Origin of the sequence: Vreelandella olivaria, from assembly GCF_023507745.1 — a bacterium.
Taxonomy (GTDB): Bacteria; Pseudomonadota; Gammaproteobacteria; order Pseudomonadales; family Halomonadaceae; genus Vreelandella; species Vreelandella olivaria_A.
The window spans coordinates 1-24,960 of record NZ_JALPZO010000109.1 but is presented as its reverse complement, the minus strand read 5'-3'; the positions used below and the strand labels follow the sequence as shown (position 1 = coordinate 24,960).

Below are 24,960 nucleotides of genomic sequence, written 5' to 3'. Positions count from 1 at the left end.
GGGTTCCATGGGAGCTTCGAGCAACACGCCGTGATCGCGGGCTTTCAACGTCATGGCGATGAAGATCTGGTTGTGTGTCCTTCGGCAACAGCGAGGACAGGACGCAAGTGCCGTGGCGCCATATAGGCGCCTCACTGCATGGCGAAGGCGTCGATTCCGGTCAGCTCGGCGGACAGCGCCCAGAGGCGTTCGGCTTGCCCGGGGTCGACGGCATGGGGTTTCACACCGACGAAGGACGGCGCTTCGCTTTGGTCCGGCGCGGCGATCTCGCAATCCTCGCAATACACGCCGCCGATGCCCGCCAGCCGGGTGGATGTCGCGGCCCATACCTGGGTCGCCGCGCCTTGCTGCGGGGTCTTGAAGGTCGGATCGGCGAGATTTCCATCGGCATCGATCCAACCGGCGTCAACCATCTCGTCCTGCGTCAGATGGCGCTGGAGCGGGGTGAGAATCGAGCCGGGATGCAGGGAGAATGCCCGCACCCCCTCGCTCCGGCCCAGTCGATCCAGGTGGAGGGCGAACAGCGCATTGGCGGTCTTCGACTGCCCATAGGCCAGCCATTTGTCGTAGCCACGCTCGAAGTGCACGTCGTCCCAGCGGATTCCCGAGAGGTGGTGCCCCGCCGACGAGACGGCCACGACCCTGGCGCCGCCCTTGAGCGCCGGCCAGAGCAGATTGACCAGTGCGTAGTGGCCCAGATGATTGGTCGCGAACTGCGCCTCCCAGCCCGGTCCCACGCGGGTTTCGGCACAGGCCATGATGCCCGCGCTGCCGATCAGGATGTCGATGTGTCGGCCGCTCTCCAGGAAACGCCGTGCGAAGTCGCGCACGCTGGCCAGGTCGGACAGGTCCAGGCGTTCGACTTCGGTGTTGGCGATATCGCGGGTCTTCGCACGCGCGGCCTCCTGGTCGCGCGCGGCCTCCTGGTCGCGCGCGGCGACGATGACGTGCGCGCCGGCACTGGCAAGCGCCCGTGTGGTTTCCAACCCCAGGCCGGAATGGCCGCCGGTGACAATGGCGGTGAGGTTGGAAAGATCGTGTCCTTCCAGCACTTCTTGCGCGGTGGTGGTCGCTCCGAAGCCGGAGCCGATGGGTGTCTGCAAAGTAGTCATGAGGTAACTCCTAGCCAGCGTCGAAAAGCCTCGTCGAAAGCGCGCCAATACGCATCAGCGACCGTGCCCGGCACGATTTCGAATCCATGCACGCCGCCGGGATAGACGTGCAGATCGATCGGTACGCCGGCGCGAGACAGGCTCAGGGCGTAGGCGACGTTCTCTTCGAGGAAGAGATCGAGCGACCCGACCGCGATGAAGGTCGGCGGCAGGCCGGCGACGTCTGCGGCAAGCGCCGGCCCAAAGTGGCCGAGCCGCGCGGGTTCGATGTCATCAGTGCCCCGCATCGCCGCCCAACCGTTGCGATTGGCTTCACGGGTCCAGAGGAATTCACCGGTCGAGGCATTGTCAATGGGCGCGTCCGCGGTGCCAGTGCGCGGATCGATCATCGGATAGAGCAGGAACTGCGCCGCGAGCCGATGCTGGCCGCGCTCGCGTGCGAGCAGCGCGGTCGCGGCTGCAAGCCCGCCGCCGGCACTCTGACCATAGAGCGCGATGCGCGCCGGATCGACGCCCAGCGCCTCGGCTTCGCTGAACAGCCAGTCGAGCGCGGCGTAGCAATCCTCCAGCGGTCCGGGGAAGGGTGTTTCCGGCGCCAGGCGGTACTGGACCGAGACCACCACCGCCCCGAGACGCTGGGCGAGTCGCATGCTCGCCCCGTCCATCATCTCGGGCCGGCCGGCAACGAAACCGCCACCATGCACGTAGAGGATGGCCGGCAGGGCGCCGGCCTGGCCCTGCGGGCGATAGATCAGCACCCGTACATCGGGGGCTTGCGGCGGGCCGGGCACCCGGCGTTCGGTCCGGTCGACCTGCTCCTCCGGATAGAGCGACGCCACCAGTGCGCGGAATTCACCGGGGGCCTGCGGGTCGGGCACGAAACGCGGGAAGGTCGCCACGATTTCGCGCGCCTCCGGCGCGACGAGAGCGAGAGTGGCGGAGGGCCTGGCCTCGCTCATCGGTCCAGTTCCACCGAATAGGCGATGACCTTCTGCGCTTCGAGCTCATCGATCCGCTGCTGGAGCGCTGCATGAACACCTTCGAAGGCGGACGCGCCGAGCGCCAGGCGCAGCGGTGTGGTGCCCCCGTCGATCATTTCGATCATCCGCTCCACCACCTTGTCGGCGTCTCCGGTGACCGGGAACGCACCCGAATCGATGCCGCGCCGCACGTCGTCGGCGGGGGTGCCGTCGTAGACCGCCATCGTCGCCGGCCGGACCACACCGGAGACGAAATTGGTCGCGGTCGGCCCCGGCTCCACCAGGGTCAAGGCGATGCCGAAGGGAGCCAGTTCCTTCGACATCGATTCGACGAAGCCCTCGATCCCCCACTTGGCGGCGTGGTAGAGGCTGAATCCCGGATAGGCGATCTGGCCGCCTTCCGAGGAGAGTTGCAGTACGCGACCGCCGCCCTGCTCGCGCAGATGTGGAATCGCTGCGCGGATCAGCGAGATGGAGCCAACCAGGTTGGTATCGATGACGTGGCGGATCTGCTCATCAGAGGCCTCTTCCACCGCGCCGAGGAGGCCGTAACCGGCATTGGACACGATCACGTCGATGCGACCGAGCTCGGCAAAGGCGCGATCGACCACACTGCGCACCGCGGCCACATCGGTCACGTCGAGTTTGGCGACCCAGAGCCTGTCGCCGTAGGTGGCGACCAGATCGTCGAGCGCTTCGGGACGGCGCACGGTGGCCGCCACGCGATCGCCACGGGTGAGTAGACGTTCGGTGAGAAGGCGGCCGAGACCGGCCGATGTTCCAGTGATAAACCAGGTTTTGTTCATGACAGGCATCCAGAATGAGTAAGACGGTAAACGACAGGATTGGATGTTATGGCCCTATCATTGTTATGATAAGAGCCAATTAACCACATAGGTTGGTTCAAAAAAACTACCAATGAGCAAACCGACGCTGTCCGACCTCAGAGCCTTCATGGCGGTTGCCGAGCACCACAGCTTTCGTCGCGCGGCTGATTTCCTGGGCGTCGCCCGCCCTTCGCTGAGCCATGCCATCCGTGGCCTGGAGGATAGCCTCGGCGTGCGCCTGTTTCACCGCACGACGCGCAGTGTGGCCCTGACCGAAGCGGGAACGCGCCTGCTGAGCCGCCTCGATCCGCTACTGCACGATCTCGATGCGGCGCTGGAGGAGGTCACCGGCGAACAGGGGCATCTGCAGGGCCAGCTGCGCATCAACGGCAACGACGCCGCGATTCGCCTGCTGCTGCGCACGGTGGTCCCCGAGTTCCAGGCGCGCTATCCCGGTGTCGAACTGGATCTGGTGGCGGAAGGTCGCCTGGTGGACATCGTCGGGCAGGGCTTCGACGCCGGCATCCGCCTGGGCGAGGCCGTGCCCAAGGACATGGTGGCGGTCCCGCTCGGGCCGGACATCCGCTTTCTGGCGGTGGCCTCGCCACGCTACCTGGCGCAACGACCCGCGCCGGACGTGCCCGACGCGCTCACCCGGCACCCGTGCATCCGCCAGCGCCTGCCCAGCGGCAAACGCTACCGCTGGGAGTTCAGCAAGCGCGGACAAGTGGTGGAGATCGACGTGCCCGGCACGCTGACGCTCGACAGCAGCCCGTTGATGGTGGAGGCGGCCATTGGCGGTCTCGGCATCGCCTACGTGCCGGAACCCTATGCCCGTGCCGCGCTGGATGACGGGCGTCTGGTCAGCGTGCTGGAAGACTGGTGTCCGCGCATACCGGGGCTGTCGCTCTATTTTCCCGGCAATCGCCATACGCCGGCGAGCCTGCGGGCCTTCATCGATACGATCCGGGAACTGCGCGATCAATTCGAAGCGCTGGCACCGTCGGCGCCTCTACGCACATCGACGCCAACCCACCAGCACCGGAAACGCAGCCGTTGAAGTGTGTCGGGCGCGACAGGGCGGCACACACGTTCGCCGCCACGATACGGGCATGCGCACGGGCAGCCTGCTCGGCGCCGCCCCGGTCTCCCGCCACCGCATAGAGCGCCTTCGATTCCTGGGGGGCATACAGCTTCGCGGTAAGGAAGGCGGTGACCAGGGCCGACGCCATCTGGGGAACGGGCTGGTCTCGATGGGCGCGCCTGAAGCGGGGATTTCCGCGGCTTCAGCACCGCCGAGACTTTGCTCATGGGATGCGAATTCTCAAAGCTGCATAGACTAACTCCTTGCCCACAGACAACTCGGGAAGGATGGAGATGACGGACATCGACAAGAGCGGTACGTTTCACCTTGGCACCCGGACCGTGAAGCGGCTCGGCTACGGCGCCGTGCAGCTCGCGGGACCGGGCGTATTCGCCCCACCGAAGGACCGGGAGGCGGCGCTGGCCGTGCTGCGGGAGAATCTCGCCGCAGCCGAACTCGAACTGCCGGACGAGGTGCTCGCCCTGCTCGATGGTGCCGCGGCGTGATGGTGGTGAGTGATGTGGAATGTCTAGTCATCAACTCAGAAGACAGAAGAGTCGTCGGAGGTTCGAACTCGATCATCAGTCGACGCGCTTCCCCGAGCTTTCCGCTGATACTTTTACTACCAACCCAGGATTGGCGTTTTCGGCTGAAAGCGTCCAGCCGTGTGCTGCGCATATCTCCTGGCAAATCGACAGCCCCAATCCAGCACCATGATCCCGTCGATGCGCGCCTCGCCAAAAGCGTGAAAACATCAGCGGAAGTTGTTCGGGAACGACTCCCGCCCCCCAATCTCTAACACATATGCCGTCCGATTTGATCGTCGTCCTGACCTCTGTTCCAGGCGGGGCGTGTTGGATGGCATTTTCAACCATGTTCTTCAACAGCGTAAAAAAGGCGCCACGATCCGCGTGCCAGATCAACGCCTCCGGGAGGCTTGCAATCGTGAGATTGATGCTCGATTCATCCGCGATTCTACTGAGGAAGGAAACAACGTCATGCGCGATTTCGCGAGCATCGACATCCGAGAACTGGTAGCTCAAGGGTTCGCTGGCTTCGGCAAGCAGCAAAAGCTGCTGGACATGACGAGTCAGGTGCTCCACATGAGAAAGCAACGGTTCCCGAATATCCCCGCAGTTCTCCATCAGGTCCACCTCGGCTCGTATCAGTGCGAGTGGGGTTTTCAGTTCGTGGGCAGCCTTGGCAAGAAAATCCTGCTGGATTCTAAATCCGTTTTCAATGCGATCAAGTGCTGCGTTGAAGCTGCTGATGAGCGGGGCAATTTCGAGCGGAACCTGTTCTTCCTGCAATCTCTCGTTGAGTGATTTCGGGGAAATGTCAGCGGCGGCCAGAGACGCTTTCCTGAGCGGCCTGAGTGAGTATTTGAGGCTGATATATGCACATGCGCCAAACACAAACAGCAGGATCATGCCTAATGAAAAGATGCCGAACCGGATGAAGGGGATAGCAAATTCCTGGTGCAGGAAGTCGATCATACGCGAGCTTGCCGTCAGCTGGACAAACCAGGTTTTCCCGCCATGTTCGATGCGTTCAGTGGCACCTTCGTAAACGACACCATTCTCTTCGATTTCAAAACGCCATCTCTCCAGCCTGGCAATATCACCAGATTGGGGCCAATTCTCTGCGCCTGGAGACAGCAACACCACAGTGCCAGTTTCGTCCAGTACGCGATAGGCTGTTTCTTGCCGTAGACTATTGTAGATCCACAGGGGATGCTCTTGGTCATCATTGAAACCGACTGGACGGCCTGTGCTGTCGAACGCCAGTTTCTTTGCCAGACTGAGCGTTCGCTCGGGCATTCCCATGCCGGGAAGCCGCTCTTGCGCGATGGCGCCGAGTCCTACCAGCAAGCCGATGCTCAGCAACACGCCGGCCACATAGGCCAGCAATATCCGGAATGCCAGGCTATGGAGCCACTTGGGTCGTCTGAAGTGCATAGCCCTGACCTCTCACATTGACGATCTGCAAACCAGAACCGATCACCTGAAGTTTGCGACGCATGCGATGCAGAGCAACATCCAGTGCGTTGGGCGTTACCGCCTCAGTTAACCCCCAGCCAGCGGCTTCCAGGGCGCTGCGGCGTGCAATCCCTCCTTGTTTACTTACCAGTGCCAGCATGATCTGCATCTCTGCTGGCGCAAGTGTGATACTTCTGTCGCCGCAATTTACGGTGCCGGCATCTGGTGAAAGCACCACATCACCGTAGTCAGGCTGGAGTGACTGACTGATGGAGGGGCGACGCAGCAGCGCCCGGACGCGGGCAACCAGTTCTGTCATGGCAAACGGTTTTGGCAGATAATCGTCTGCGCCCGCCTCCAACCCTTCAACCCGATCATGCAGTGCATCTCGGGCGGTGAGTATCAGGCAGGGAACGGTCATGCCGGCCTGGCGCATTCGCTGCAACAGGAGCATGCCATCCCCATCAGGCAGACCGCGATCCAGCACCAACCCCTGATAGGAGACCTGCTGTATTGCATTCCATGCGGATTCGCCCCGCTCCACCACATCCGCCGCGATACCTGCATTGGCCAGCCCCTTGCATATGAGCCTGGCCAGATGGTCATGATCTTCGACTAAAAGAATTCTGCTCATCAGAAGTGATACATGTAACCCATGAAAACGCGATTTTCGGTGGAGCTATCCACCAGGGGACTGTCACTTGCCTCGGAGGAGAGGCTCGTGGCTTCAACGTCAAACATAATTGAATGGTGGTTATTGAAACGGTAAACGCCCTGCAACCCAACTTCGGTGCTAATGCCAGACTCCCCATGGTACTCGGGCCGTCCAGCCCGTGCCTCATGCGCCCGTACTCCGTAATAGTAGTCGACATACTCGCTGTCATGCCACATCGCGCCAATGCGAGGCGTGAGCGTGAAGCGCTCGCCCACTTGCCAGGGCCTGTCCAGGGTCAGGCTGAGCCGTTGCCCCTCACTGTTACCTGAAACGTCATGCGTCCAGTCGGCACTGAGATTCATCAGGCTAGTCTGCCATTCCACTTTTGCGCCAGCCCAGATTCCGCTTTCGCGCTCTTCCATCCCCTCCAGCATCCATGAGTCGTCGGCTTCATAGCCTGCGCCGTCCCAGCGTCCGAGGAGGCGAAAATTGATCCTGTTGGTCTCGCTTAATGTCATCCCGGGCAATTTGGCTTCCAGGGTCGCTCCGAAAAAACGGACATACCTGTTCTCGAAATGAAGGAAAGGTATGGGGGTGTTGTTGCGGTCCACATCAATATAGGCGTCCTGGCGGCTTGAGACGCCCAGACCCAGCCCCCAGGTGGTGGATTGCCCGGAAGCGGCATCGCTGGCGATGGTAGCCGGTGAAGTGATCACCAGGCCACTAACCAAGGCGACGGCCGCCAACCTCCTGGCAGAGAACTGACCGGTCCGGAAAAGGGGCTGATAAGAACCCATGGTTACACTCCTGATAGATAGTGGTGAAAGCACTATCATCAGCAGGGTTCCCTTACTCGTTTCTTACTGACATCCCCTCTGGCTCAGAAAGCGCTGCCAGTATGCAACGGGATCAGTGGAAACGGGAAAAAAAAGTTCGATGGTGGGCACAACTCCTGAAAGCACCGGCACCTGATGGACGAATCCAGCTTATTGATAAACATGCTATCCCTGACTTATGTATCGTCCATCGAAGGGCCGGACGGGAATCAGCCTGACACAATGGGCGGGCTGGCATGAAGCGATTGTCTGATCCACCGCACTATTGCCGTGGGTAGCGATTTAGCAAATCCTGTAGTACGTCTTTAGGGGTTGCATCACTCACACAAGCATCCCCCAGGGCATTCAGCAACACCAGGCGCAATCGTTCATCAAGATTCTTCTTATCCAGGCGCATTCGTGCCAGAAAGTCATCACTGGACATATCGCGGGGGGCTGATAACGGTAAACCAGCGCTATTGATCACTGTTTCTACGCGTGCCAATGCATCGCTGTCTATCCAGCCCAGTTGGTGGGACAGTGTAGCCGCCATGGCCATACCCGCTCCAACAGCTTCACCGTGCAGCCAATTGCCATAGCCTTGATGTGCTTCTATGGCGTGGCCAAAAGTATGGCCAAGGTTCAATAACGCCCGAACCCCCTGTTCAGTTTCATCTTCCGCCACAATATCGGCTTTAATCTGGCAGCTTTTGGCAATCGCTTCCGCAATAACACCTGGCTCAACAGCACGTAGCGCCTGCATATGCTCTTCCAGCCAGCCTAAAAAATCCTGATCGCGGATCAGACCATACTTAATGACTTCTGCCAGCCCTGCCGATAGCTCACGCTCTGGCAACGAGGTTAAAGTATTAATATCGACCAATACCGCCTTGGGCTGCCAAAAAGCACCAATCATGTTTTTACCCAGCGGATGGTTAACGCCGGTTTTACCACCGACTGAAGAGTCCACTTGGGAAAGCAGCGTGGTGGGCACCTGAATAAAGGCGACCCCTCGCTGGTAAGAAGCGGCGGCATAACCCACCATATCGCCAATCACACCGCCGCCCAGGGCGATCAGTGTACAGCGACGATTGAAACCAGCCTCCAGTAACGCATCCCAAATACGACCTACCTGCTCAATGGTTTTATACTGTTCACCATCAGGAAGTACAACGGTGCGCACATCCAGGTGATCGGGAAAACTGGCACACAACGCCTCTAAATACAGTGGCGCAATGGTGTCATTGGTCACCACCATTACCTGTTGTCCTGACAGATAGGGAGTGAGCGCGTTAGCGCGCTCTAACAGACCGATGCCAATATGAATAGGATAGCTGCGCGCTCCCAGCGCCACTGTTAATGTACGTTGAGCATTTCCCGTTTCTGTCATTGCGTTACCTTCTTATTCTGTAGCTCATCAGTGGTTTCCAACGGGTCTACCAGGCGATATACGCGACGTAAAATCTCATTAACCACTGCCCGTGGGCTGCGCCGGTCGGTGCGGACGGTGATATCAGATGTGGCACGGTATAGCGGGTCGCGGGTAGCAAACATATCGTTGAGCACCTGCTCACGGTTGGCACACTGCAAGAGGGGTCGATTACGATCTTTTGCGGTTCGCTTGAGCTGCTGGTCGACGGTGGTGAGTAAGTAAACCACGGTGCCGCGCTCACGCAGTGCCCGGCGGTTCTCCTCTCTAAGCACTGCACCTCCACCGGTAGCCACCACTACGTCTGTCAGTTGGGTCAGTTCGTCAATCATCTGTATTTCCCGCTGCCGGAACCCCGGCTCACCCTCAACATCAAATATCCAGGGAATATCTGCACCACAGCGATCCTGTATGGCATGGTCGCTGTCATAAAACTGGCGCGACAGCTCCGCTGCCAACAAGCGGCCTATCGTGCTTTTACCAGCCCCCATGGGGCCTATTAAAAAAAGGTTGGGTAAATCCTGCATCAGCGAACCGCCAAGCCATCGTCAAGTAGTCGTGGAGTAATAAAGACCAACAACTCTACCTTGTCATTACTCTCTTCGGTATAGCGAAACAGTCTACCAAGAAAAGGAAGATCACCTAATAGGGGTGTTTTGGCTATTTGGCTCAACTGCTCGGTGGTTAAAATTCCGCCCAGCACTACCGTTTGACCATTGTCGACCAGTACTTGAGTTTCAATCTGGTTGGTATCAATGGGGGGTTCGCCGCCAAATTCGCTCTCGCGGAAACTGTCATTTTTAATCACCAGATCCATAATGATGCGGTTGTCAGGCGTAATTTGCGGGGTTACTTCCAGGGAAAGCTCAGCCTCTTTAAACTCGGTATCCGGGTTACCCTGGGCATCCACGCTCTGAAAGGCCCGCTCTTCCCCCTGGCGAATAATCGCCGTACGCTGATTGGCCGTGATAACCCTAGGCTGGGATATCGTCTGGCTTTTGCCTTCACTCTCCAGGGCACGCAGTTCAAGGTCGAGCAGGATATCCCCAGAGAGGTAACCAAAGCTAAAACCAGTACTGGCTGCCGCCGTTGAGCCTAAATCCACTGCCAGCCCACCCATCGCACGGTTTAAACCATCCGGGTTAATGTTGCGCCTTACCATGTTGCCAGCATCATTTTCCTGAAATCCACGGGTGCTGGATATCCCCCAGTTAACACCCAGTTCCCGTGATGCCGTATCCCGGGCAATGACAATACGCGCCTCGATTTGTACCTGCCGAACAGCCACATCCAGGCGATCCAGCGTACGGGTAATGTCACGCACCTGCTCGGCAGTATCTTGAATCAACAGTGTGTTAGTGCGCTGATCAACGCTCACCCGCCCTCTGTCTGTTAACAGCCCAAAGCCATCACCGCCTCGCAACAACTGGGCAAAGTCTTCCGCGCGGGCGTACTTTACTTCAATAAACTCTGTGACCAGTGGAGAAAGGTTTTCGCGCTGATTGCGGGCCTCTATTTCCTGGCGTTCGATATCAGCCAACTCGCTGGCGGGAGCAACAACAATGACATTGCCCTGTTCGCGACTGGATAATCCCTGGCTCTGCAAGATAAGCGATAACGCCTGATCCCAAGGCACTTCATTTAAGTTGAGGGTAACGCGCCCAGTAACACTATCGCTGGCCACGAGGTTCAGGCCTGTAAACTCTGCGAGTGTGGCCAATACTGCACGCACCTCAATATCATGGAAGTTCAAACTTAACCGGTCGCCAACAAAGCTTTCCCCCTGCTGTTCACGAACCTGCTGAGGCTCCTGGCTCACTGGCTGAACCTCGATGGTAAGCGTGCGACCACTCTGTGATGAGATCATGGCGTAAGGGCCATGGGTTTGTAGCTCCAGCAACGTATCCCTCTGGCCAAGGCGGGGCGTAATACGGGTAATGGGTGTAGCAAAATCGGTAACGTCGTATACCTGGTTAAGCGCGTCGGGGATGTCAACATCCTGCAGTTGTGCAATCACAAGCCCATCGCTGCCCTCCCTCACTTGGCTAACCACCCCATCACTGTCAAAGGTCACTAGCAGACGGCCAGCCCCATCAGGCCCGCGCCGAAAATCAATATTTTCGACGCGGGGCCCCTGGTCTGTTTCCAGCTCAGCGCCCATACCAAGCGGGCTGACTGCTTCCAACGTAATCCTCAACTGATCCCCCTCCACGCGGGACCGGTAATTCAGTGGTTCACTCAGATCAACAACCAGACGGGTACGACCACTACCTTCCAGCGCCGTAACCCGTTCAACCCCACCGCTGCCTACATTCACCCGGCGCTGTGCCAGACCGCTTTGTGTTTGTGCCAGATCCAGAGCCAGGCGAGGCGGCGCATCCAGCCGATAGCCACTTAATTCGGCAACGCCACCGCTAAACTGCAGCACCAGCTCCATTTCTCCGGTATCGGTTTGGCGGACGTCCATATTGGTAAGCACAGATGCCATACTGAACGAGGGCGTCAGGACTAACAATAACAGCGTAATTCGACGAAGCGTGGCGGCCATAAAGTGGTACCCAATTACAGGTTAAAAAGCTATTCCCCAATAGAAAGCGCTGCCTGGCGCTCTTGCCAACCTTGTTGTTGGCTTAAGATCCGCTCAACAATCGTGATTTCCTGGGGGGTAATACGGATAATCTGCCCGTAGTTGCTACCTAAATAATTGCCCTCCCGCACGCTGCTCACATTGCCATCAGGGGAGGCAATAAGCGCTACACGCTGCCCTCCCATGCTAAGCGTTCCGACGAGGCGCAGGGACTGCAGTTGAAAGTGCTCAAGTGGTTCAGGCATGCGCTGCTGATCCGGTGCCAATAGACTCGTTTCCTGCGGTCCCTGAATCTCATTACCAGGAACACTGTCAGGGGCCAGAAACGGGCTACGCATACCACCATACTGATAATCCAGCGACTGTGGGTCAGGCAGGGGCGCAATCATCATGGGTGCTTTTCCACCAGGAGCACGACGTATCTCGGCAAGGGTTGCATCCAATTGCTCAAGGTTGGTATCGCTACAGCCGAGCAACACCACGCTACTGCACACCGCCGCTATTCGCTTCATGGCGATACCCCCCCGTTTACCTCTGCGTCTACATAGCTGTAGGTTCGGGCAAGCAGAGAGAGCCGCAGTGTATCGCCGCTTTGTTCTGCCGGTACCAGCGTCAGATCATGTTGTGTGACGATTCTGGCCAATTGGCTGATATCTGCCGAAAATTGTGCCAACTGGTGGTAGCCACCGCGCACCTGAATGTCCAGCGGATGCTCAATATAGTGGGCATTGCTGACGGTTGGTCTTAGCCGAATCGCTTCAATGGTCAGCCGGTTGTCAACCGCAGCATCACTAATGCTATCCAGCAACGAGGGAATCTCCGCACTGGTCGGCAACATTGCCCGCATCCGAACCATTTGCTCTTCCAGTGTTTCCAATTGGCTACGTATATCAGGTAGGAAGGCAGCCTCTGATGCTTTGCTGCGGTACTCGCTTAATAAACGCACCTCTTGCCGCTGTTCGGTGGCTAACTGTTCGCGCTTCCCACCCACCAGCCACCAGTTGATGCCCCCAAAGGCAATCAAAAAAACCAGCACTCCACATAGCCCTTTGAGCAATAACGGCCACTCACCTGCTTCCTTTACATCCAGAGCCTGCCAGTCAACCTTTTCCAATCGCTGCCATTCATAGCGCCAGCGTTCACGGCTCCACTTCATTGTCCTGTCTCCTCAGCGGCATCATCTGTGCTGGACTGGATGACATCAAACTGGAAAACACGCGCTGACTCACCCTGCCCACTGGCAACTTCAGAGAGCACCGGCACGCCCAACCCCGGCATATTGGCTATTTGTCGCAACTGCTCCGACACTTGCCGTTCATTTCCTGCCACCGCCGAAAGGCTGACCCTGTCATCGCTCCGGCTCAGACGCTGATAAACCACACCATCGACGACACTTGCCGCCAGATCATTAAAAAGTTGAACGGTATTGATACGCTCATTGTGTAGCGCCTGAAATAAGCGCAGCTGTTCGCTCAGTCGTTCAGCATCGGATTGATAGCGTTGTACATCGACAATTTCGTTATTCAGCCGGTCGATACGGGTCGCGATAAAAGCATTTCTCTGCTGCTGGGCAGCTAACTGATGCTGGTAAATATTCGACACCCCAAGACCAAGCGCCACCCCCATTAACAGCATGAACAGCAGCACGCCATAAAAGGTACGGGTACGCTTCTCGCGACGCGCCTCACGCCAGGGCAAGAGGTTGATATTGATGCTCATTGGTTCACCCTCATGGCCAAACCTCCGGCCGTCAACATGGCAGGCGCATCATTGGTCAGCGCTTCTAAATTAAGTCGCTTATTCACTCGCATACGTTGAAAAGGGTTGGCGATAGTGACCGACATACCACTATCCTCAGCAATACGCTCGGCAAGCCCTGGGATCACACTTGAGCCACCTGCCAGAACAATATGCTGAACCTCATGCTGGCGGCCGGCGGTGTAATACAATTGCAACGAACGCCCCACCTGCTGCACCACAGTTTCTAAAAATGGGTTAAGTACTTTCTCCTGGTAATCGCTGGGTAACCCACCACGCTTTTTGGCAAAACCGGCTTCATCAATACTCATGGCATAATGATCGCGAATGGCATCAGTCAGCTGTCGCCCCCCAAACACCGTATCGCGGCTATAAACGATGTACCCATCACGCACCACATGGAACGCATTCATATTGGCGCCGATATCCACCAGTCCCACGCATGCTGCCGGTTCATTTTCAACGTTAAGCTGGCGGCGCAACTCGGCCAGGGAGCGTTCCATAGCGAAGGTTTCGACATCAACAGCCGCTGGCTCCAGCCCAGCCCGTTCCAGGGTTTCGGTCAGTTGGGTAACGTCCTGCTGTCGGCAGGCAACCAACACCACCTGCTGTTGATCTTCATCAAAAGGCGCGGGACCCAGGCACTGAAAATCAAATGCCACTTCACTGAACGGAAAAGGAATATGACGGTCTGACTCAGTGGCAATGCGCTCTTCGATCTCGTCCTCACTTAGCGAGGCCGGAAAAGTAAGCGTTTTGGTAATGGCAGCGCTCGCGGGTACCGCCACTGCTGCCTTGCGCGTAGAAGGTTTTGCATGCTCGACAGCACGGCTAAGGACGTTGGCCACATCATTAATATCGCGAATGCGACGTTCCACCACAGCCCCTTCGCGCAAGGGACGTACCGCATAGCTCTCTACCTGGTAGTTATCATTGCACTGTTTGAGTTCTAATAGTTTGACGGTCGCCGACGTAATATCGACACCAATCAACCCTTTAGTGGGTTTAAGTAAGCGCATGTGGGGTTCGGCTCCGCCTGCCAGTCGTGCAAATTTCGAGGTTACATGATTTTTCGTTAAGTCACACGCGGATGCCCTTACGGCATATCAACACTGGTGGCCGCTGCTTCACCTTCCTATAATGGCAGCCAATTGCGTGATACGGCCCTTTGGACGCCGTACTTACTTCTTCTTTTCACGGGTGCCCTCTGTTCATGACGTTTTTACGAACCCTCATCCTGTCACTATTTTCACTGGTCGTTGCACTGACCGGCGCCGCTGCACTGGCAGTAGTCGGTGCGGCTATCTACTTTTCGCCGGGGCTGCCCGATGTACGCCAGTTGCAGAACTTTGAACTGCACACGCCGCTACGCATTTTTACCAATGATGGCAAACTGATTGGTGAATTCGGTGAAGAGCGCCGCATGGCGATTGATTTCGATGACATTCCCCAGAATATGATCAATGCCCTGATTGCTGCAGAGGACGCCAATTACTTCAACCACGCAGGCGTTGATCCACGCGGTTTGGCCAGGGCAGCCGTGGAACTGGTGAGTAGCGGCGGCACCATTCAGTCGGGTGGCTCGACCATAACGATGCAGGTCGCCCGTAACTATATGCTGACACTGGATCAAACCTTCACCCGTAAGATCCGCGAGATCCTGCTGGCCCTACAAATGGAGCAGCTTCTCAGCAAGGAAGAGATTTTTGAACTCTACGTTAACAAAATTTTTCTCGGTAACCGTGCCTACGGTATTGCCGCTGCCTCAGAAACCTACTACGACAAACCCTTATCGGAACTAACGCTGGCAGAAACCGCCATGATTGCTGGTTTACCCAAAGCCCCTTCGGCATTTAACCCACTGGCTAACTCAGAGCGTTCACTGATCCGTCGCAACTGGATTCTGTTCCGCATGCGTGAACTGGGCCACATCGATAACGACGCATACCAGTCGGCGGTTCAAGAACCCGTCACTGCGCGCCGCCACTTTACCCAAACTGAAGTGGATGCTGCCTATGTGTCTGAAATGGCACGCCAATATGCAGTGGAGCGCTTTGGTGACACCGCTTACACCGGCGGTTATCGCATCTACACCACTATCGACAGTGAGCTACAACCGTTTGCACGTCAGGCACTGGCCAATGGCCTGATTGCCTATGACCTGCGCCATGGCTGGCGCGGTCCGGAGCAGCGCGAAATTGCCTCCAGCCTGGTAGAAGCGCAAGAGCAGACCGCCACACAAGGATTGGAAGAAGAGCTCTCCGAATCACCTGAGATCCGCCAAACGGCCCGCCAGGCAGCCCAGCGCAGCCAAACGGAAGTGGAAGGTATCGAGGGTGACGTGAGTAACTGGCTGCAGGTTCTAGAACGGACCCCCAATTTTGGCCTGCTGCGGCCAGCCATCGTGGTGGAAAGCAGTGGCCGTGAAATGCAGGTGCTTACCCGTGGTGGCGAACTGCACACCATCGAGTGGAGCGGCCTGAGTTGGGCACGCCAGTACCTCAGCCCACGCAGCCGGGGAGCTGAGCCCAGTTCAGCGGATCAAATCGCCGTTCGCGGTGATCTGGTACGTGTGGTCGAAGATGAAAATGGAGCACTGCGTCTATCCCAACGCCCGGATGCCGAAGGCTCGCTGGTTGCTCAAGACCCGAACACTGGGGCTATTCTGGCCCTGCAGGGTGGCTTTGACTTTAACGCCAGTAAGTTTAACCGTGCCGTACAGGCACAGCGCCAATCCGGCTCCATCTTTAAGCCGTTTATCTATTTGGCGGCACTGGAAGATGGCGAAATGAATGCCGCCAGCGTGGTGAATGATGCACCAGTGGTGCTGGATGACGGTAGTAATGCGCTATGGCGCCCGGTCAACTCAAGCCGCGACTTCCAGGGCCCAATGCGCCTGCGGCCTGCTCTTGCCCGTTCGCGGAATCTGGTGACCATCCGCGTACTGCAAACCATGGGGCTGGATCACACCATTAACTATTTGGAAGGCTTTGGGTTTGCTTCAAGCCGTCTGCCACGGGGGCTTTCATTAGCCCTGGGCAGCGCTGATTTAACACCGCTGGAAATGACCAATGCATATGCGGTTATTGCCAATGGTGGTTTCCAGGTAGCACCGTGGTTTATCGAACGCGTTACCCGCAACGATGACAATGAAATTGTCGACGAAGCCACACCACAGGTTGCTTGCCCAAACTGTGCGGAAGGGCAGGAAACCGTTGAAATCGATGGCAGGGAGTACCCGGTTGCTCCTCGTGTGGCCGATGCTGCTGCGGTCTATATTCTGCGCGATATGCTGCGGGATGTTATCACCTCCGGTACAGGCCGTGGCGCACTGAGCCTGAACCGTGATGATATTGTGGGCAAAACCGGTACCACCAACAGTCAGCGCGATGCCTGGTTTGCAGGTTTCAATAGTGATTTGGTAACCACTGTCTGGGTTGGTAAAGACAGCAATGAAACCATTGCTGAATACGGTGCCAATGCCGCCCTGCCTATCTGGAACGAATTTATGAGTGCAGCGCTTGAGGGCACTCCGTCTGCTATACCAGAGCGCCCTGACACTATTATTACCGCCCGGGTAGACCCCGACACTGGCCGTCGCCTGCATGATGACCAGCCTGGTGGTATGTCAGAGCTGTTTCACCAGGATCACTTACCTGGCTACCAGCCCCGCGGCATTAGTCGTGAGCTGGAAGAGGCCAGCGGCTCACAGGGTTCAGGTACGGCAGAGTCCATCTTCTAGCCTACACATGTTACACAAGGAGAAGCGAGGTTGATGACAAACCCACTTGCTATCATTTTCAGCATCATCTGAATCAACCCGTAGCGGGGGTCTTTCGCCAGGGCCGGAAAACAGTTCCCTACTTTTCCGGCATTTCCGCCATCCATGGCGGTCAGATGGCGAAAGTAACGCCCATGGAGGGGGCCGGTCCACAGCGCTCCCGCCAAGGGTTGTTCGGATGGAGTAATCATCAAGAAATACTTGTCAGTAGTCTCAAGCCCGGCAACCTAATGGTTTTCGGGCTTTTTACATGAACGGTTTAGGTGCTTAACGGGGAACAGGATTAACAGTTGCATCCCGCTTGCCAGCCAGCCAGTTGGCCCCCATGACGATGCTCATTACAACTACCCCAGCGATTTCCGTCCAGAGATTTGGGTAGAAGACCCCAAAAATAGCAGCACCAATCGCCAAACGTGGTAACCAAGCCATCCGGGTAAAGAGATAACCCTCCAGGGCGGCGGCAAAAGCCCCCAGCGCCAAAAGCGCAATCACCCCATTCCAGATAACCACTGGCACAGGTCCACCCACAATAATTTCCGGGTTAAAGACCATAAATAACGGAATCAAGTAGAGCCCTTTAGCAAACTTCCATGCCTGGAAACCCGTTTCCATTGGCTTACTGCCCGAAATAGCGGCCCCGGCGAAAGCTGCCAGCGCGATGGGTGGCGTAACGTTGGAATCCTGTGAATACCAGAATACGACCAGATGAGCGATTAGCAACGGCACACCAAACTCGGCGGTAAGCGCAGGGCCGACCAGTACGATCAGTACAATGTAGCTGGCTGTTACGGGTAGCCCCATGCCCAGAATCAGGCTTGCCAGCAATATCATTACCAACGCCAACACAAGGTTACCGCCGGAGAAGGCCAGCATCATGGAGGAAAACTTAAGCCCCAGCCCTGTCAGGCCCACAACACCGACGATAATGCCCGCTACCGCACAGGCCATGGATACGGCGACAGCGTTACGCGCACCTAACTCCAAGCCCTGAACCAATTTGACCAAACCAGCCCACACCACCTCTTTGGTACGCTCTACCGTCACGGGCTGGCCTTGCTTGGGCGCCACAAAAAAGTACCACAGTGCATAGCGTAGGACAGCGACAGCCACCATCGTCATGACCGCGTAGTAGCCAACCCGCATTGGCGACATGCTCATGACCAGCAACCATACCAACACCGCCAAAGGCAGCAGGAAGTGCCAGCCATCTTTCATCACTTGCCGCATTTTCGGCAGCTCACTTTTAGGCATGCCTTGCATGCCCTGCTTCAACGCGATGATGTGAACAAACAGATACACGGTCGCAAAGTACATAATCGCCGGCAGAATACTGATTTTGACGATTTCCAGGTAAGGCGTATTGGTGTATTCAGCAATCAAAAACGCGCCAGCACCCATCAGAGGCGGCATAATTTGCCCGCCGGTGGAAGCGGCAGCCTCAATCCCCCCTGCCTGCTTGGCCTTATAACCAAGCTTTTTCATCAGTGGAATGGTAAACGCTCCCGTCGTCACCACGTTTGCAATGGCGCTACCGGAGATTGACCCCATTCCTGCGGAGGCCAGCACTGCCGCTTTGGCTGGCCCCCCCCGCTGGCGGCCCGTTGCGGCGTAAGCCATATCAATAAAAAACTTACCTGCCCCGGTACTTTCCAAAAAGGCACCGAAGAGTACAAAAATAAAGATATAAGTCGCTGCAACCCCAAGCGGCAGGCCGAAAATACCTTCCTGCCCCAGATAGAGCTGACCCGCCACCCGCTCCAGGGAGTAACCACGGTGCGCTAAAATGCCTGGCATCCAATCCCCGAGCCAGGGCAATGCCCCCCGAGGACCTGCAAAGGCGTAAATGATGGCAAGCAGGCCAATAATCGTCATGCCCAGGCCCACCGCACGACGGCTGGCTTCCAACACCGTCACCGTGGCAATACAGGCCACCAGAATATCAGTCTCGTTCCAGAACCCGGCACGGCTGAAAATGTCATCCAGGTTGAGCACCAGATAACCACCGGTAATGACCGCACCGGCCAAAAAGAGGGCATCTATCCCCCAGCCGAGTACGCCCCGCTTTCGGTTCGGCCCGAAAGCGGGGAAAATCAGAAATGCCAGCAGCATAATGAGTGCCAGATGAATGCTGCGTTGATAAAACAACCCTAGCGGCTGGATGCCAGCAGAGTAGAGTTGGAACAGCGAAAGACTCACCGCCACAATGGTGATACACCACAGCACCACGCGGGGTTGAATCGCATTACCGCCTGGCATTAAAACTGGCGGTGGAGTGGATTCGTTCATGAAGTCCTCAGAAGCGTTGTATAGCTTATTTTTATTCACGCGGGGCAGCATGAGGCTCTATCAGTTGGATCGTCACGCGCTGCCCTGGCGCACTCTCACTCAAACTCACTGGTGGGCGCTCGCCATCAGGCCACACCACTTGATGGTTCACTGCAGGTGAACCGACACGTAATACATAGCGATTATTAACGACAGGTTCATTGATCGCATTGATCCAGTAGCCACCCTGACCATCAGAGACCTGCTCTCCACGACCCTCAATATGTCCAAGGCCTGCTGCAAAATCAGGTTGATGGCTCCGCTCCAGTTGCATTACCCCCGCTACATTGCGGTAGCAATCCAGCACAGTGAATTTCTTTACGGAATGATTCCACTGCACACACCAGCGTGATCCTACAGGTGCCGCTTCATTCACTAGCGCTTCACCGTGTTCAGTGACCGCGGTTAACCGCATAGGCGAAGACGCCGAAGCGGGGGAAGCCCCCGCTTCGGCCTGCGGTAAACACAGGAAGAAAAGCGCCATCAGACGTTGATGTTGGTACTGCATGGCGAAATGCCACTCTCTATCTTACGGTCGAAGATGGTCTGGAATATCAGCACCCACTTCCTCAAAGTAACGAATAGCACCAGGATGCAGCGGCACGGGTGTTGAGTTCATAGTGAACTCGGCAGTGGTATCGTTTGCGGCAGGGTGAACAGCGATTAGCTCATCAATGTTTTCAAACAGTAGTTGGGTAAGCTGATAGGCCAACTCGTCATCCATATCGGCATTTACCACCAACACGTTCGGAATCCCGATGGTTTGAACAGCCTCATCCATACCGTCATACATACCGGCTGCCAGCTCATAAGGAGCAAAAACCGTTTCTTCCTCCCGGGCATTGGCAACCTCTTCATCGGAGAGACCTATCAGGCGAATATCGCGGGTAGCGGCCAGATTAAGGATTGAACTGGTCGGAGGCCCAACACTCCAGAAACCAGCCTCGATATCACCATCACGAATGGCATCGGCGGTTTCGTTAAAATTCAATCGCTGCGGCGTAAAGTCTTCATAACTGATGCCATTGGCTTCAAGTACCGCCCGTGCATTCAGTTCAGTGCCGCTACCAGGCGCCCCCACAGAAACGCGTTTACCCGCTAGGTCTGCGATCGTATGAATATCAGACTCAGCGAGGGTAACGAGTTGAACCGCGTTCGGGTATACCGATGCCAGGGCACGGGTATTCTCGATCTGGCGTCCTTCAAAATCACCGGTGCCGGTATAGGCCTGGTAAACCGTATCCGCTAACGCCAGTGCCAGATCCGCATCGCCACGCATGATCAAGCCCATATTTTCAACCGAAGCACCGGTCACTTCAGCCGTCGCCTGAGCCCCTTCAATATGGTTGTTGATCATTTCGGCAAAACCACCACCGATCGGATAGTAAACACCGCCAGTGCCACCCGTGGCGATGGATAGTTGCTGAGCGCTGGCAGGGAGTGCTACGGCTAACATGGTTGCTGTCGCTGCATAATGTCGAGTTCGCATGAGCATTTCCTCCGTCCTGTTTGGACTTATAGGTATAGTTGACGAAAAGGAGGTGTTAATTACGCCCCAGCCTCTGCTTCCGGCAGAAGCGGTGGAAAGAAGTTAGCACGGCTTACGCGTTGGATGCTATTGGCAACAAGGCTATTCAAATACTCAAATACGCTCTCTTATCTCTTGTGATAACACACCTTTAAACAAAGCAACGACCGGAAAGGTATCGACTCCGCTGCTTGCCGATTTCTACAAATGCGCTTTGCCAAAAATATCGTTATTCATGCCAAATTTTCAAAATTTATTGATAATAGCGGTTAATTAACGTTGACTGCCATCATCCCACTTTGGTCTAAAGGAGACGCTATGGAGCATGTTGCGCCACGTCCGAACCTCGCGATTAGCGCCTATCGTGAGTTAAAGCATGACATTATCCGAGGCCGCTATGCGCCAGGTGAAAAGCTCCTGATGAGCCGACTCAAGGAGCATTACGGGGTAAGCACCGGCCCACTAAGAGAAGCGCTATCACAGTTGGTTGCTGACCGCTTGGTGGTAGCCATCAGCCAACGGGGATATCGCGTGGCAGCGATGTCGCTTGCCGAGCTAAACGATATTTACGACGCTCGCGCGCAGTTGGAAGGTCTGATTTTGCACCTGGCCATTGAGCGTGGTGATGATGACTGGGAGGCAAGCGTGCTGGCGACTGCACACCGGCTGTCCAAAGTGACCGATGTCAGTTCACCGGATGAGTTGCTGGATGGCTGGGACCTGCGTCATAAAGCGTTTCATACGGCAATTGCCAGTGGTTGTAACTCCCCCCACTTATTGCAAATGCGTGACACCCTGTTTGATCAGGTAGAGCGCTATCGGCACCTATGGCTGCTGGAAACTGTCATGTCCCCCCAGGCCCTTGAGATCAAGCGCCAGGAGCATGCCACATTGGTGGATGTGATATTGGCAAGGGATACCGCCCAGGCGGCCGTATTGATGCGTGACCACCTGATGACGCCAGTCCCGATTATCACGCGAGTGCTCAAAGAGCGTGGCATTCGTTAAATTCTTTGTTTTAAAAAAATGTAGATATTTTAAAAAAACGGCGATACATTGAACTCACTGTTTGACTCACTTACCCATATTTCGCCGTAGGCGCTCGATGGCGTCTTCGAGAACGAACTGTCTTCGGGAACCCATCGTTCTCGAACATGCACCCAGGAGTTCACGCCATGACACATTTCAATTGGGATGACCCACTGCTACTTGAACAGCAGCTCAGCGATGAAGAGCGCCAGATCCGTGATGCCGCCTACGACTACTGCCAGGAAAGCCTGCAACCACGGGTACTCAGAGCATTTCGCGAAGAGCGCTTTGACCGGGAAATCATGAATGAAATGGGTGAGCTGGGGCTGCTGGGCGCTACCGTTTCCCCCGAATACGGTGGTGCGGGCGTCAATCATGTGGCTTACGGCCTGATTGCCCGCGAAGTGGAGCGCGTGGACTCTGGCTACCGCTCCGCCATGAGTGTTCAGTCATCGCTGGTGATGTATCCCATTGAGGCCTATGGCTCTGAGGAGCAGAAACATAAATACCTGCCCAAACTTGCCAGCGGCGAAATGGTCGGCTGCTTTGGCTTAACCGAACCGGATCATGGCTCAGACCCTGGCTCCATGATTACCCGAGCGGAAAAAGTTGATGGCGGCTACCGCTTAACCGGCGCAAAGATGTGGATTACCAACAGCCCGATTGCGGATATCGCCGTGGTATGGGCAAAATCCTCAGCCCACGATAACCAGATCAAAGGCTTTATCGTCGAGCGTGGCACCGAAGGTTTCAGCACTCCCAAAATCGAGGGAAAAGTCTCCCTGCGGGCCTCTATCACTGGTGAAATTGTGCTCGACAATGCCTTCGTGCCCGAAGAAAACCTGCTGCCTAACGTCAGCGGTCTGAAAGGCCCCTTTGGCTGCCTGAACAAAGCCCGCTATGGAATTGCCTGGGGTGTCATGGGAACGGCTGAGTTCTGCTGGCACGCAGCACGTCAGTACACCCTGGACCGCAAACAGTTTGGCCGCCCTCTTGCCGCTAACCAGTTAATCCAGAAAAAGCTGGCCGATATGCAAACCGAAATCACCCTGGGTTTGCAGGCAGCACTGCAGGTTGGCCGCCTGATGGATAGCGGTAACTGGGCACCGGAAATGATTTCACTGATCAAACGCAATAACTGTGGCAAAGCGCTGGATATCGCACGCCTCTCACGGGATATGCACGGTGGTAACGGCGTATCCGATGAATACGGCGTTATTCGCCACATGGTCAACCTGGAGTCGGTCAACACCTACGAGGGTACCCACGACGTACATGCTCTGATTCTTGGACGCTCACAAACTGGTATTCAGTCGTTTTTCTAAGGCTTACCTCTAGATAAGCGCGCCCACCATGCCCGCGCGTTATAGCGCACCCATAGTAAGTGAGAAAGTAGATGAGCACAGTATCCAAGCCATTGTCAGGCATTAAAGTACTCGATATTTCCCGTGTACTGGCCGGGCCGTGGTGTGGGCAAATGCTCGCTGATATGGGGGCTGACGTTATCAAAGTAGAGCGGCCCCGCAGTGGCGATGATACTCGCCATTGGGGCCCTCCCTGGCTTTCGGGTTGTACCGAATCGGCCTACTACCTTTGCGCCAACCGGGGCAAGCGCTCAGTCACGGTGGATATGGCCAAGCCTGAAGGTCAGGCACTCATCAAACAGCTGGCGGCTCAATCGGACGTGCTGTTGGAAAACTTTAAAGTGGGTGGACTTAAACAGTATGGACTGGATTACGCCAGCCTCAAGGCATTAAACCCAGCGCTGATCTACTGCTCCATTACCGGTTTTGGCCAGGAAAGCCCCTATGCGCACCGGGCCGGTTACGACTTTATGATCCAAGCCATGGGCGGGATCATGAGTTTGACCGGCAAGCCCGATAGTGAGCCTGGTGGCGGTCCCGTCAAAAGCGGCGTGGCGTTTACCGACATTTTTACGGGCCTTTATGCGGCCAACGCCGTACTCGCTGCCCTCTATCAGCGCCGCGACACAGGCATGGGATGCCATATTGATCTGGCGCTTATGGATGTCCAGGTGGGAGTGCTGGCAAACCAGGCTCTTAATTACCTGACCTCCGGGCAGGTGCCACAACGGCTGGGGAATTCACATCCCAATATTGTGCCCTACCAGGCGTTTGCTACTGCGGATGGCCATATGATTGTGGCGGTAGGCAACGATGAGCAGTTCAACCGCTTTTGTCAGGTGCTGTCACTTGAAGAACTCTCCCAGGATGCCCGCTTTGCCACTAACGGTGCCAGGGTGAACCATCGCGACCAGTTGGTTCCGCTACTGGCCGCTGCACTTACCCAGCGCAGCACAGATGAGTGGCTGGCTTTGTTTGAAGCCGTTGGCGTCCCCTGCGGCCCCATCAATACGCTGGACCGGGTATTTGATGACCCCCATGTCAAAGCCCGCGGGCTAAGACAAACGCTGCCCCATCCACAGGCAGGTAATGTCGACCTGGTTGCCAACCCCATACGTATCAACGGCGAATCCATAAGTGCAGCCACCGCGCCCCCAGGCCTGGGCGAGCACACAGAGCATGTGTTGGACGAAATAGGAATTACCGCAGAACAGCGCCAGATGCTACGTGAGGCGGGGATCATTTAAAGCGACCAACCATTACCGAGCAATTCCTCCCCTTTTTAGTGCCCAAACGGGCGCTTTTTTTGTGTGTCCCCAGGAGGTACAAGTTCTCCCGTAAGCTGGACCACAGTGAACGAGGTGAAGCGCACAACTGTAGACAAGTGGCCAACTGCGTGGAGCGTAAACCATGAGCCGATGGGCAAGAAGATCATCAAGGCTTCAGTCACCACAATTTTTTAGTAGAGGACCGAACGAAAAGAAGTGCCAAACGCCTTGTCGCTGAGTAGGCACGTAAGAAAGACCGGGACTCATGGCGGTTGCCGCCATACGCTTCTGTTCTGTAGGGGTTTTCATCCTGAAAAATCACCGCTATTCTCGGGTACCAGATGACATGCCACATGGATATTAGCGAGAAGTCTCATGGATCTGGTAAAAGTGGGTGACAGGGTTGTCTGTCAATGCAAGGGAGGGCCGCACCGGATTG

The 24,960-nt window shown here is 56.4% G+C and carries 23 protein-coding genes; 6 read left to right on the top strand and 17 right to left on the bottom strand.

Annotated elements, in window-relative coordinates; all coding sequences use genetic code 11:
* Nucleotides 1-131: 131 nt before the first annotated feature.
* From HP566_RS08865 to HP566_RS08855, 3 genes are read right to left on the bottom strand one after another with little or no spacing between them, the layout of a single operon-like run.
* The gene (locus HP566_RS08865) at nucleotides 132-1,112 is read right to left on the bottom strand and encodes an SDR family NAD(P)-dependent oxidoreductase (RefSeq protein ID WP_249976899.1); all 981 of its coding nucleotides are present in this window, start codon (nucleotides 1,110-1,112) and stop codon (nucleotides 132-134) included.
* The gene (locus HP566_RS08860) at nucleotides 1,109-2,071 is read right to left on the bottom strand and encodes an alpha/beta hydrolase (protein ID WP_249976898.1); all 963 of its coding nucleotides are present in this window, start codon (nucleotides 2,069-2,071) and stop codon (nucleotides 1,109-1,111) included. Before HP566_RS08860 ends, HP566_RS08865 begins: the two co-directional genes overlap by 4 nt.
* Nucleotides 2,068-2,898, bottom strand: a complete 831-nt coding sequence (locus HP566_RS08855; RefSeq protein WP_249976897.1) for an SDR family oxidoreductase — start codon at nucleotides 2,896-2,898, stop codon at nucleotides 2,068-2,070. The genes HP566_RS08860 and HP566_RS08855 overlap by 4 nt, the downstream gene beginning before the upstream one ends.
* A gap of 112 nt (nucleotides 2,899-3,010) precedes the next feature.
* Between HP566_RS08855 and HP566_RS08850 the strand changes: the two genes are divergently transcribed.
* Nucleotides 3,011-3,979 carry a LysR family transcriptional regulator gene (locus HP566_RS08850; RefSeq protein WP_249976896.1) on the top strand — a complete coding sequence of 323 codons (969 nt, stop codon included), beginning with the start codon at nucleotides 3,011-3,013 and terminating at the stop codon, nucleotides 3,977-3,979.
* 317 nt (nucleotides 3,980-4,296) lie between these two features.
* Nucleotides 4,297-4,509, top strand: coding sequence for a hypothetical protein (locus HP566_RS08845; protein WP_249976931.1), 213 nt, complete (start codon nucleotides 4,297-4,299; stop codon nucleotides 4,507-4,509).
* 75 nt (nucleotides 4,510-4,584) lie between these two features.
* On the opposite strand, the gene HP566_RS08840 is transcribed toward HP566_RS08845, so the two are convergent.
* From HP566_RS08840 to pilM, 11 genes are all read right to left on the bottom strand, one after another.
* On the bottom strand, nucleotides 4,585-5,961 hold the full coding sequence (locus HP566_RS08840) for an ATP-binding protein (protein WP_249976895.1): 1,377 nt from the start codon (nucleotides 5,959-5,961) through the stop codon (nucleotides 4,585-4,587).
* Nucleotides 5,930-6,616, bottom strand: a complete 687-nt coding sequence (locus HP566_RS08835; protein ID WP_249976894.1) for a response regulator transcription factor — start codon at nucleotides 6,614-6,616, stop codon at nucleotides 5,930-5,932. Before HP566_RS08835 ends, HP566_RS08840 begins: the two co-directional genes overlap by 32 nt.
* Nucleotides 6,616-7,473, bottom strand: a complete 858-nt coding sequence (locus HP566_RS08830) for a MipA/OmpV family protein (RefSeq protein ID WP_249976893.1) — start codon at nucleotides 7,471-7,473, stop codon at nucleotides 6,616-6,618. Before HP566_RS08830 ends, HP566_RS08835 begins: the two co-directional genes overlap by 1 nt.
* Nucleotides 7,474-7,546: 73 nt before the next feature.
* The gene (locus HP566_RS21855) at nucleotides 7,547-7,711 is read right to left on the bottom strand and encodes a DUF995 domain-containing protein (protein ID WP_425348180.1); all 165 of its coding nucleotides are present in this window, start codon (nucleotides 7,709-7,711) and stop codon (nucleotides 7,547-7,549) included.
* A gap of 24 nt (nucleotides 7,712-7,735) precedes the next feature.
* Nucleotides 7,736-8,842: a 3-dehydroquinate synthase gene (aroB, locus tag HP566_RS08825; RefSeq protein WP_249976892.1), complete on the bottom strand. Its 1,107-nt coding sequence runs from the start codon at nucleotides 8,840-8,842 to the stop codon at nucleotides 7,736-7,738.
* Nucleotides 8,839-9,408, bottom strand: coding sequence for a shikimate kinase AroK (gene aroK / locus HP566_RS08820; RefSeq protein ID WP_249976891.1), 570 nt, complete (start codon nucleotides 9,406-9,408; stop codon nucleotides 8,839-8,841). Before aroK ends, aroB begins: the two co-directional genes overlap by 4 nt.
* The gene (pilQ, locus tag HP566_RS08815) at nucleotides 9,408-11,429 is read right to left on the bottom strand and encodes a type IV pilus secretin family protein (RefSeq protein WP_249976890.1); all 2,022 of its coding nucleotides are present in this window, start codon (nucleotides 11,427-11,429) and stop codon (nucleotides 9,408-9,410) included. Before pilQ ends, aroK begins: the two co-directional genes overlap by 1 nt.
* A gap of 29 nt (nucleotides 11,430-11,458) precedes the next feature.
* Nucleotides 11,459-11,980 (bottom strand): pilus assembly protein PilP, encoded by a 522-nt coding sequence (locus HP566_RS08810; protein ID WP_249976889.1) that lies wholly within the window; start codon nucleotides 11,978-11,980, stop codon nucleotides 11,459-11,461.
* Nucleotides 11,977-12,624 (bottom strand): type 4a pilus biogenesis protein PilO, encoded by a 648-nt coding sequence (locus HP566_RS08805; protein WP_249976888.1) that lies wholly within the window; start codon nucleotides 12,622-12,624, stop codon nucleotides 11,977-11,979. The genes HP566_RS08810 and HP566_RS08805 overlap by 4 nt, the downstream gene beginning before the upstream one ends.
* Nucleotides 12,621-13,187 (bottom strand): PilN domain-containing protein, encoded by a 567-nt coding sequence (locus tag HP566_RS08800; RefSeq protein WP_249976887.1) that lies wholly within the window; start codon nucleotides 13,185-13,187, stop codon nucleotides 12,621-12,623. The genes HP566_RS08805 and HP566_RS08800 overlap by 4 nt, the downstream gene beginning before the upstream one ends.
* Nucleotides 13,184-14,245, bottom strand: a complete 1,062-nt coding sequence (pilM, locus tag HP566_RS08795) for a type IV pilus assembly protein PilM (RefSeq protein WP_249976886.1) — start codon at nucleotides 14,243-14,245, stop codon at nucleotides 13,184-13,186. The genes HP566_RS08800 and pilM overlap by 4 nt, the downstream gene beginning before the upstream one ends.
* A gap of 194 nt (nucleotides 14,246-14,439) precedes the next feature.
* On the opposite strand from pilM, the gene HP566_RS08790 reads away from it, so the two are divergent.
* Nucleotides 14,440-16,968, top strand: coding sequence for a penicillin-binding protein 1A (locus HP566_RS08790; RefSeq protein ID WP_249976885.1), 2,529 nt, complete (start codon nucleotides 14,440-14,442; stop codon nucleotides 16,966-16,968).
* Nucleotides 16,969-17,274: 306 nt separating this feature from the next.
* On the opposite strand, the gene HP566_RS08785 is transcribed toward HP566_RS08790, so the two are convergent.
* From HP566_RS08785 to HP566_RS08775, 3 genes are read right to left on the bottom strand one after another with little or no spacing between them, the layout of a single operon-like run.
* Complete coding sequence (locus HP566_RS08785) at nucleotides 17,275-19,293, bottom strand: TRAP transporter permease (protein ID WP_249976884.1); 2,019 nt, start codon at nucleotides 19,291-19,293, stop codon at nucleotides 17,275-17,277.
* Nucleotides 19,294-19,324: 31 nt separating this feature from the next.
* Nucleotides 19,325-19,840: a DUF1850 domain-containing protein gene (locus HP566_RS08780; RefSeq protein ID WP_249976883.1), complete on the bottom strand. Its 516-nt coding sequence runs from the start codon at nucleotides 19,838-19,840 to the stop codon at nucleotides 19,325-19,327.
* Nucleotides 19,841-19,861: 21 nt separating this feature from the next.
* Nucleotides 19,862-20,821 (bottom strand): TAXI family TRAP transporter solute-binding subunit, encoded by a 960-nt coding sequence (locus HP566_RS08775; protein WP_249976882.1) that lies wholly within the window; start codon nucleotides 20,819-20,821, stop codon nucleotides 19,862-19,864.
* A gap of 357 nt (nucleotides 20,822-21,178) precedes the next feature.
* Here HP566_RS08775 and csiR point away from each other — a divergent pair, with 357 nt between their 5' ends.
* The 3 genes from csiR to HP566_RS08760 all read left to right on the top strand — a co-directional run bounded on the left by csiR (nucleotide 21,179) and on the right by HP566_RS08760 (nucleotide 24,500).
* Nucleotides 21,179-21,868: a DNA-binding transcriptional regulator CsiR gene (gene csiR, locus HP566_RS08770; RefSeq protein WP_249976881.1), complete on the top strand. Its 690-nt coding sequence runs from the start codon at nucleotides 21,179-21,181 to the stop codon at nucleotides 21,866-21,868.
* A gap of 167 nt (nucleotides 21,869-22,035) precedes the next feature.
* On the top strand, nucleotides 22,036-23,214 hold the full coding sequence (locus HP566_RS08765; protein ID WP_249976880.1) for an acyl-CoA dehydrogenase: 1,179 nt from the start codon (nucleotides 22,036-22,038) through the stop codon (nucleotides 23,212-23,214).
* A gap of 71 nt (nucleotides 23,215-23,285) precedes the next feature.
* Nucleotides 23,286-24,500, top strand: a complete 1,215-nt coding sequence (locus tag HP566_RS08760) for a CaiB/BaiF CoA transferase family protein (RefSeq protein WP_249976879.1) — start codon at nucleotides 23,286-23,288, stop codon at nucleotides 24,498-24,500.
* Nucleotides 24,501-24,960: the final 460 nt, after the last annotated feature.

What these genes read in the sequence shown, in the direction of transcription:
- HP566_RS08865 (WP_249976899.1), bottom strand. Translation starts at nt 1,112, where the DNA reads ATGACTACTTTGCAGACACCCATCGGCTCCGGCTTCGGAGCGACCACC.
- HP566_RS08860 (WP_249976898.1), bottom strand. Translation starts at nt 2,071, where the DNA reads ATGAGCGAGGCCAGGCCCTCCGCCACTCTCGCTCTCGTCGCGCCGGAG.
- HP566_RS08855 (WP_249976897.1), bottom strand. Translation starts at nt 2,898, where the DNA reads ATGAACAAAACCTGGTTTATCACTGGAACATCGGCCGGTCTCGGCCGC.
- HP566_RS08850 (WP_249976896.1), top strand. Translation starts at nt 3,011, where the DNA reads ATGAGCAAACCGACGCTGTCCGACCTCAGAGCCTTCATGGCGGTTGCC.
- HP566_RS08845 (WP_249976931.1), top strand. Translation starts at nt 4,297, where the DNA reads ATGACGGACATCGACAAGAGCGGTACGTTTCACCTTGGCACCCGGACC.
- HP566_RS08840 (WP_249976895.1), bottom strand. Translation starts at nt 5,961, where the DNA reads ATGCACTTCAGACGACCCAAGTGGCTCCATAGCCTGGCATTCCGGATA.
- HP566_RS08835 (WP_249976894.1), bottom strand. Translation starts at nt 6,616, where the DNA reads ATGAGCAGAATTCTTTTAGTCGAAGATCATGACCATCTGGCCAGGCTC.
- HP566_RS08830 (WP_249976893.1), bottom strand. Translation starts at nt 7,473, where the DNA reads ATGATAGTGCTTTCACCACTATCTATCAGGAGTGTAACCATGGGTTCT.
- HP566_RS21855 (WP_425348180.1), bottom strand. Translation starts at nt 7,711, where the DNA reads ATGCCAGCCCGCCCATTGTGTCAGGCTGATTCCCGTCCGGCCCTTCGA.
- aroB (WP_249976892.1), bottom strand. Translation starts at nt 8,842, where the DNA reads ATGACAGAAACGGGAAATGCTCAACGTACATTAACAGTGGCGCTGGGA.
- aroK (WP_249976891.1), bottom strand. Translation starts at nt 9,408, where the DNA reads ATGCAGGATTTACCCAACCTTTTTTTAATAGGCCCCATGGGGGCTGGT.
- pilQ (WP_249976890.1), bottom strand. Translation starts at nt 11,429, where the DNA reads ATGGCCGCCACGCTTCGTCGAATTACGCTGTTATTGTTAGTCCTGACG.
- HP566_RS08810 (WP_249976889.1), bottom strand. Translation starts at nt 11,980, where the DNA reads ATGAAGCGAATAGCGGCGGTGTGCAGTAGCGTGGTGTTGCTCGGCTGT.
- HP566_RS08805 (WP_249976888.1), bottom strand. Translation starts at nt 12,624, where the DNA reads ATGAAGTGGAGCCGTGAACGCTGGCGCTATGAATGGCAGCGATTGGAA.
- HP566_RS08800 (WP_249976887.1), bottom strand. Translation starts at nt 13,187, where the DNA reads ATGAGCATCAATATCAACCTCTTGCCCTGGCGTGAGGCGCGTCGCGAG.
- pilM (WP_249976886.1), bottom strand. Translation starts at nt 14,245, where the DNA reads ATGCGCTTACTTAAACCCACTAAAGGGTTGATTGGTGTCGATATTACG.
- HP566_RS08790 (WP_249976885.1), top strand. Translation starts at nt 14,440, where the DNA reads ATGACGTTTTTACGAACCCTCATCCTGTCACTATTTTCACTGGTCGTT.
- HP566_RS08785 (WP_249976884.1), bottom strand. Translation starts at nt 19,293, where the DNA reads ATGAACGAATCCACTCCACCGCCAGTTTTAATGCCAGGCGGTAATGCG.
- HP566_RS08780 (WP_249976883.1), bottom strand. Translation starts at nt 19,840, where the DNA reads ATGCAGTACCAACATCAACGTCTGATGGCGCTTTTCTTCCTGTGTTTA.
- HP566_RS08775 (WP_249976882.1), bottom strand. Translation starts at nt 20,821, where the DNA reads ATGCGAACTCGACATTATGCAGCGACAGCAACCATGTTAGCCGTAGCA.
- csiR (WP_249976881.1), top strand. Translation starts at nt 21,179, where the DNA reads ATGGAGCATGTTGCGCCACGTCCGAACCTCGCGATTAGCGCCTATCGT.
- HP566_RS08765 (WP_249976880.1), top strand. Translation starts at nt 22,036, where the DNA reads ATGACACATTTCAATTGGGATGACCCACTGCTACTTGAACAGCAGCTC.
- HP566_RS08760 (WP_249976879.1), top strand. Translation starts at nt 23,286, where the DNA reads ATGAGCACAGTATCCAAGCCATTGTCAGGCATTAAAGTACTCGATATT.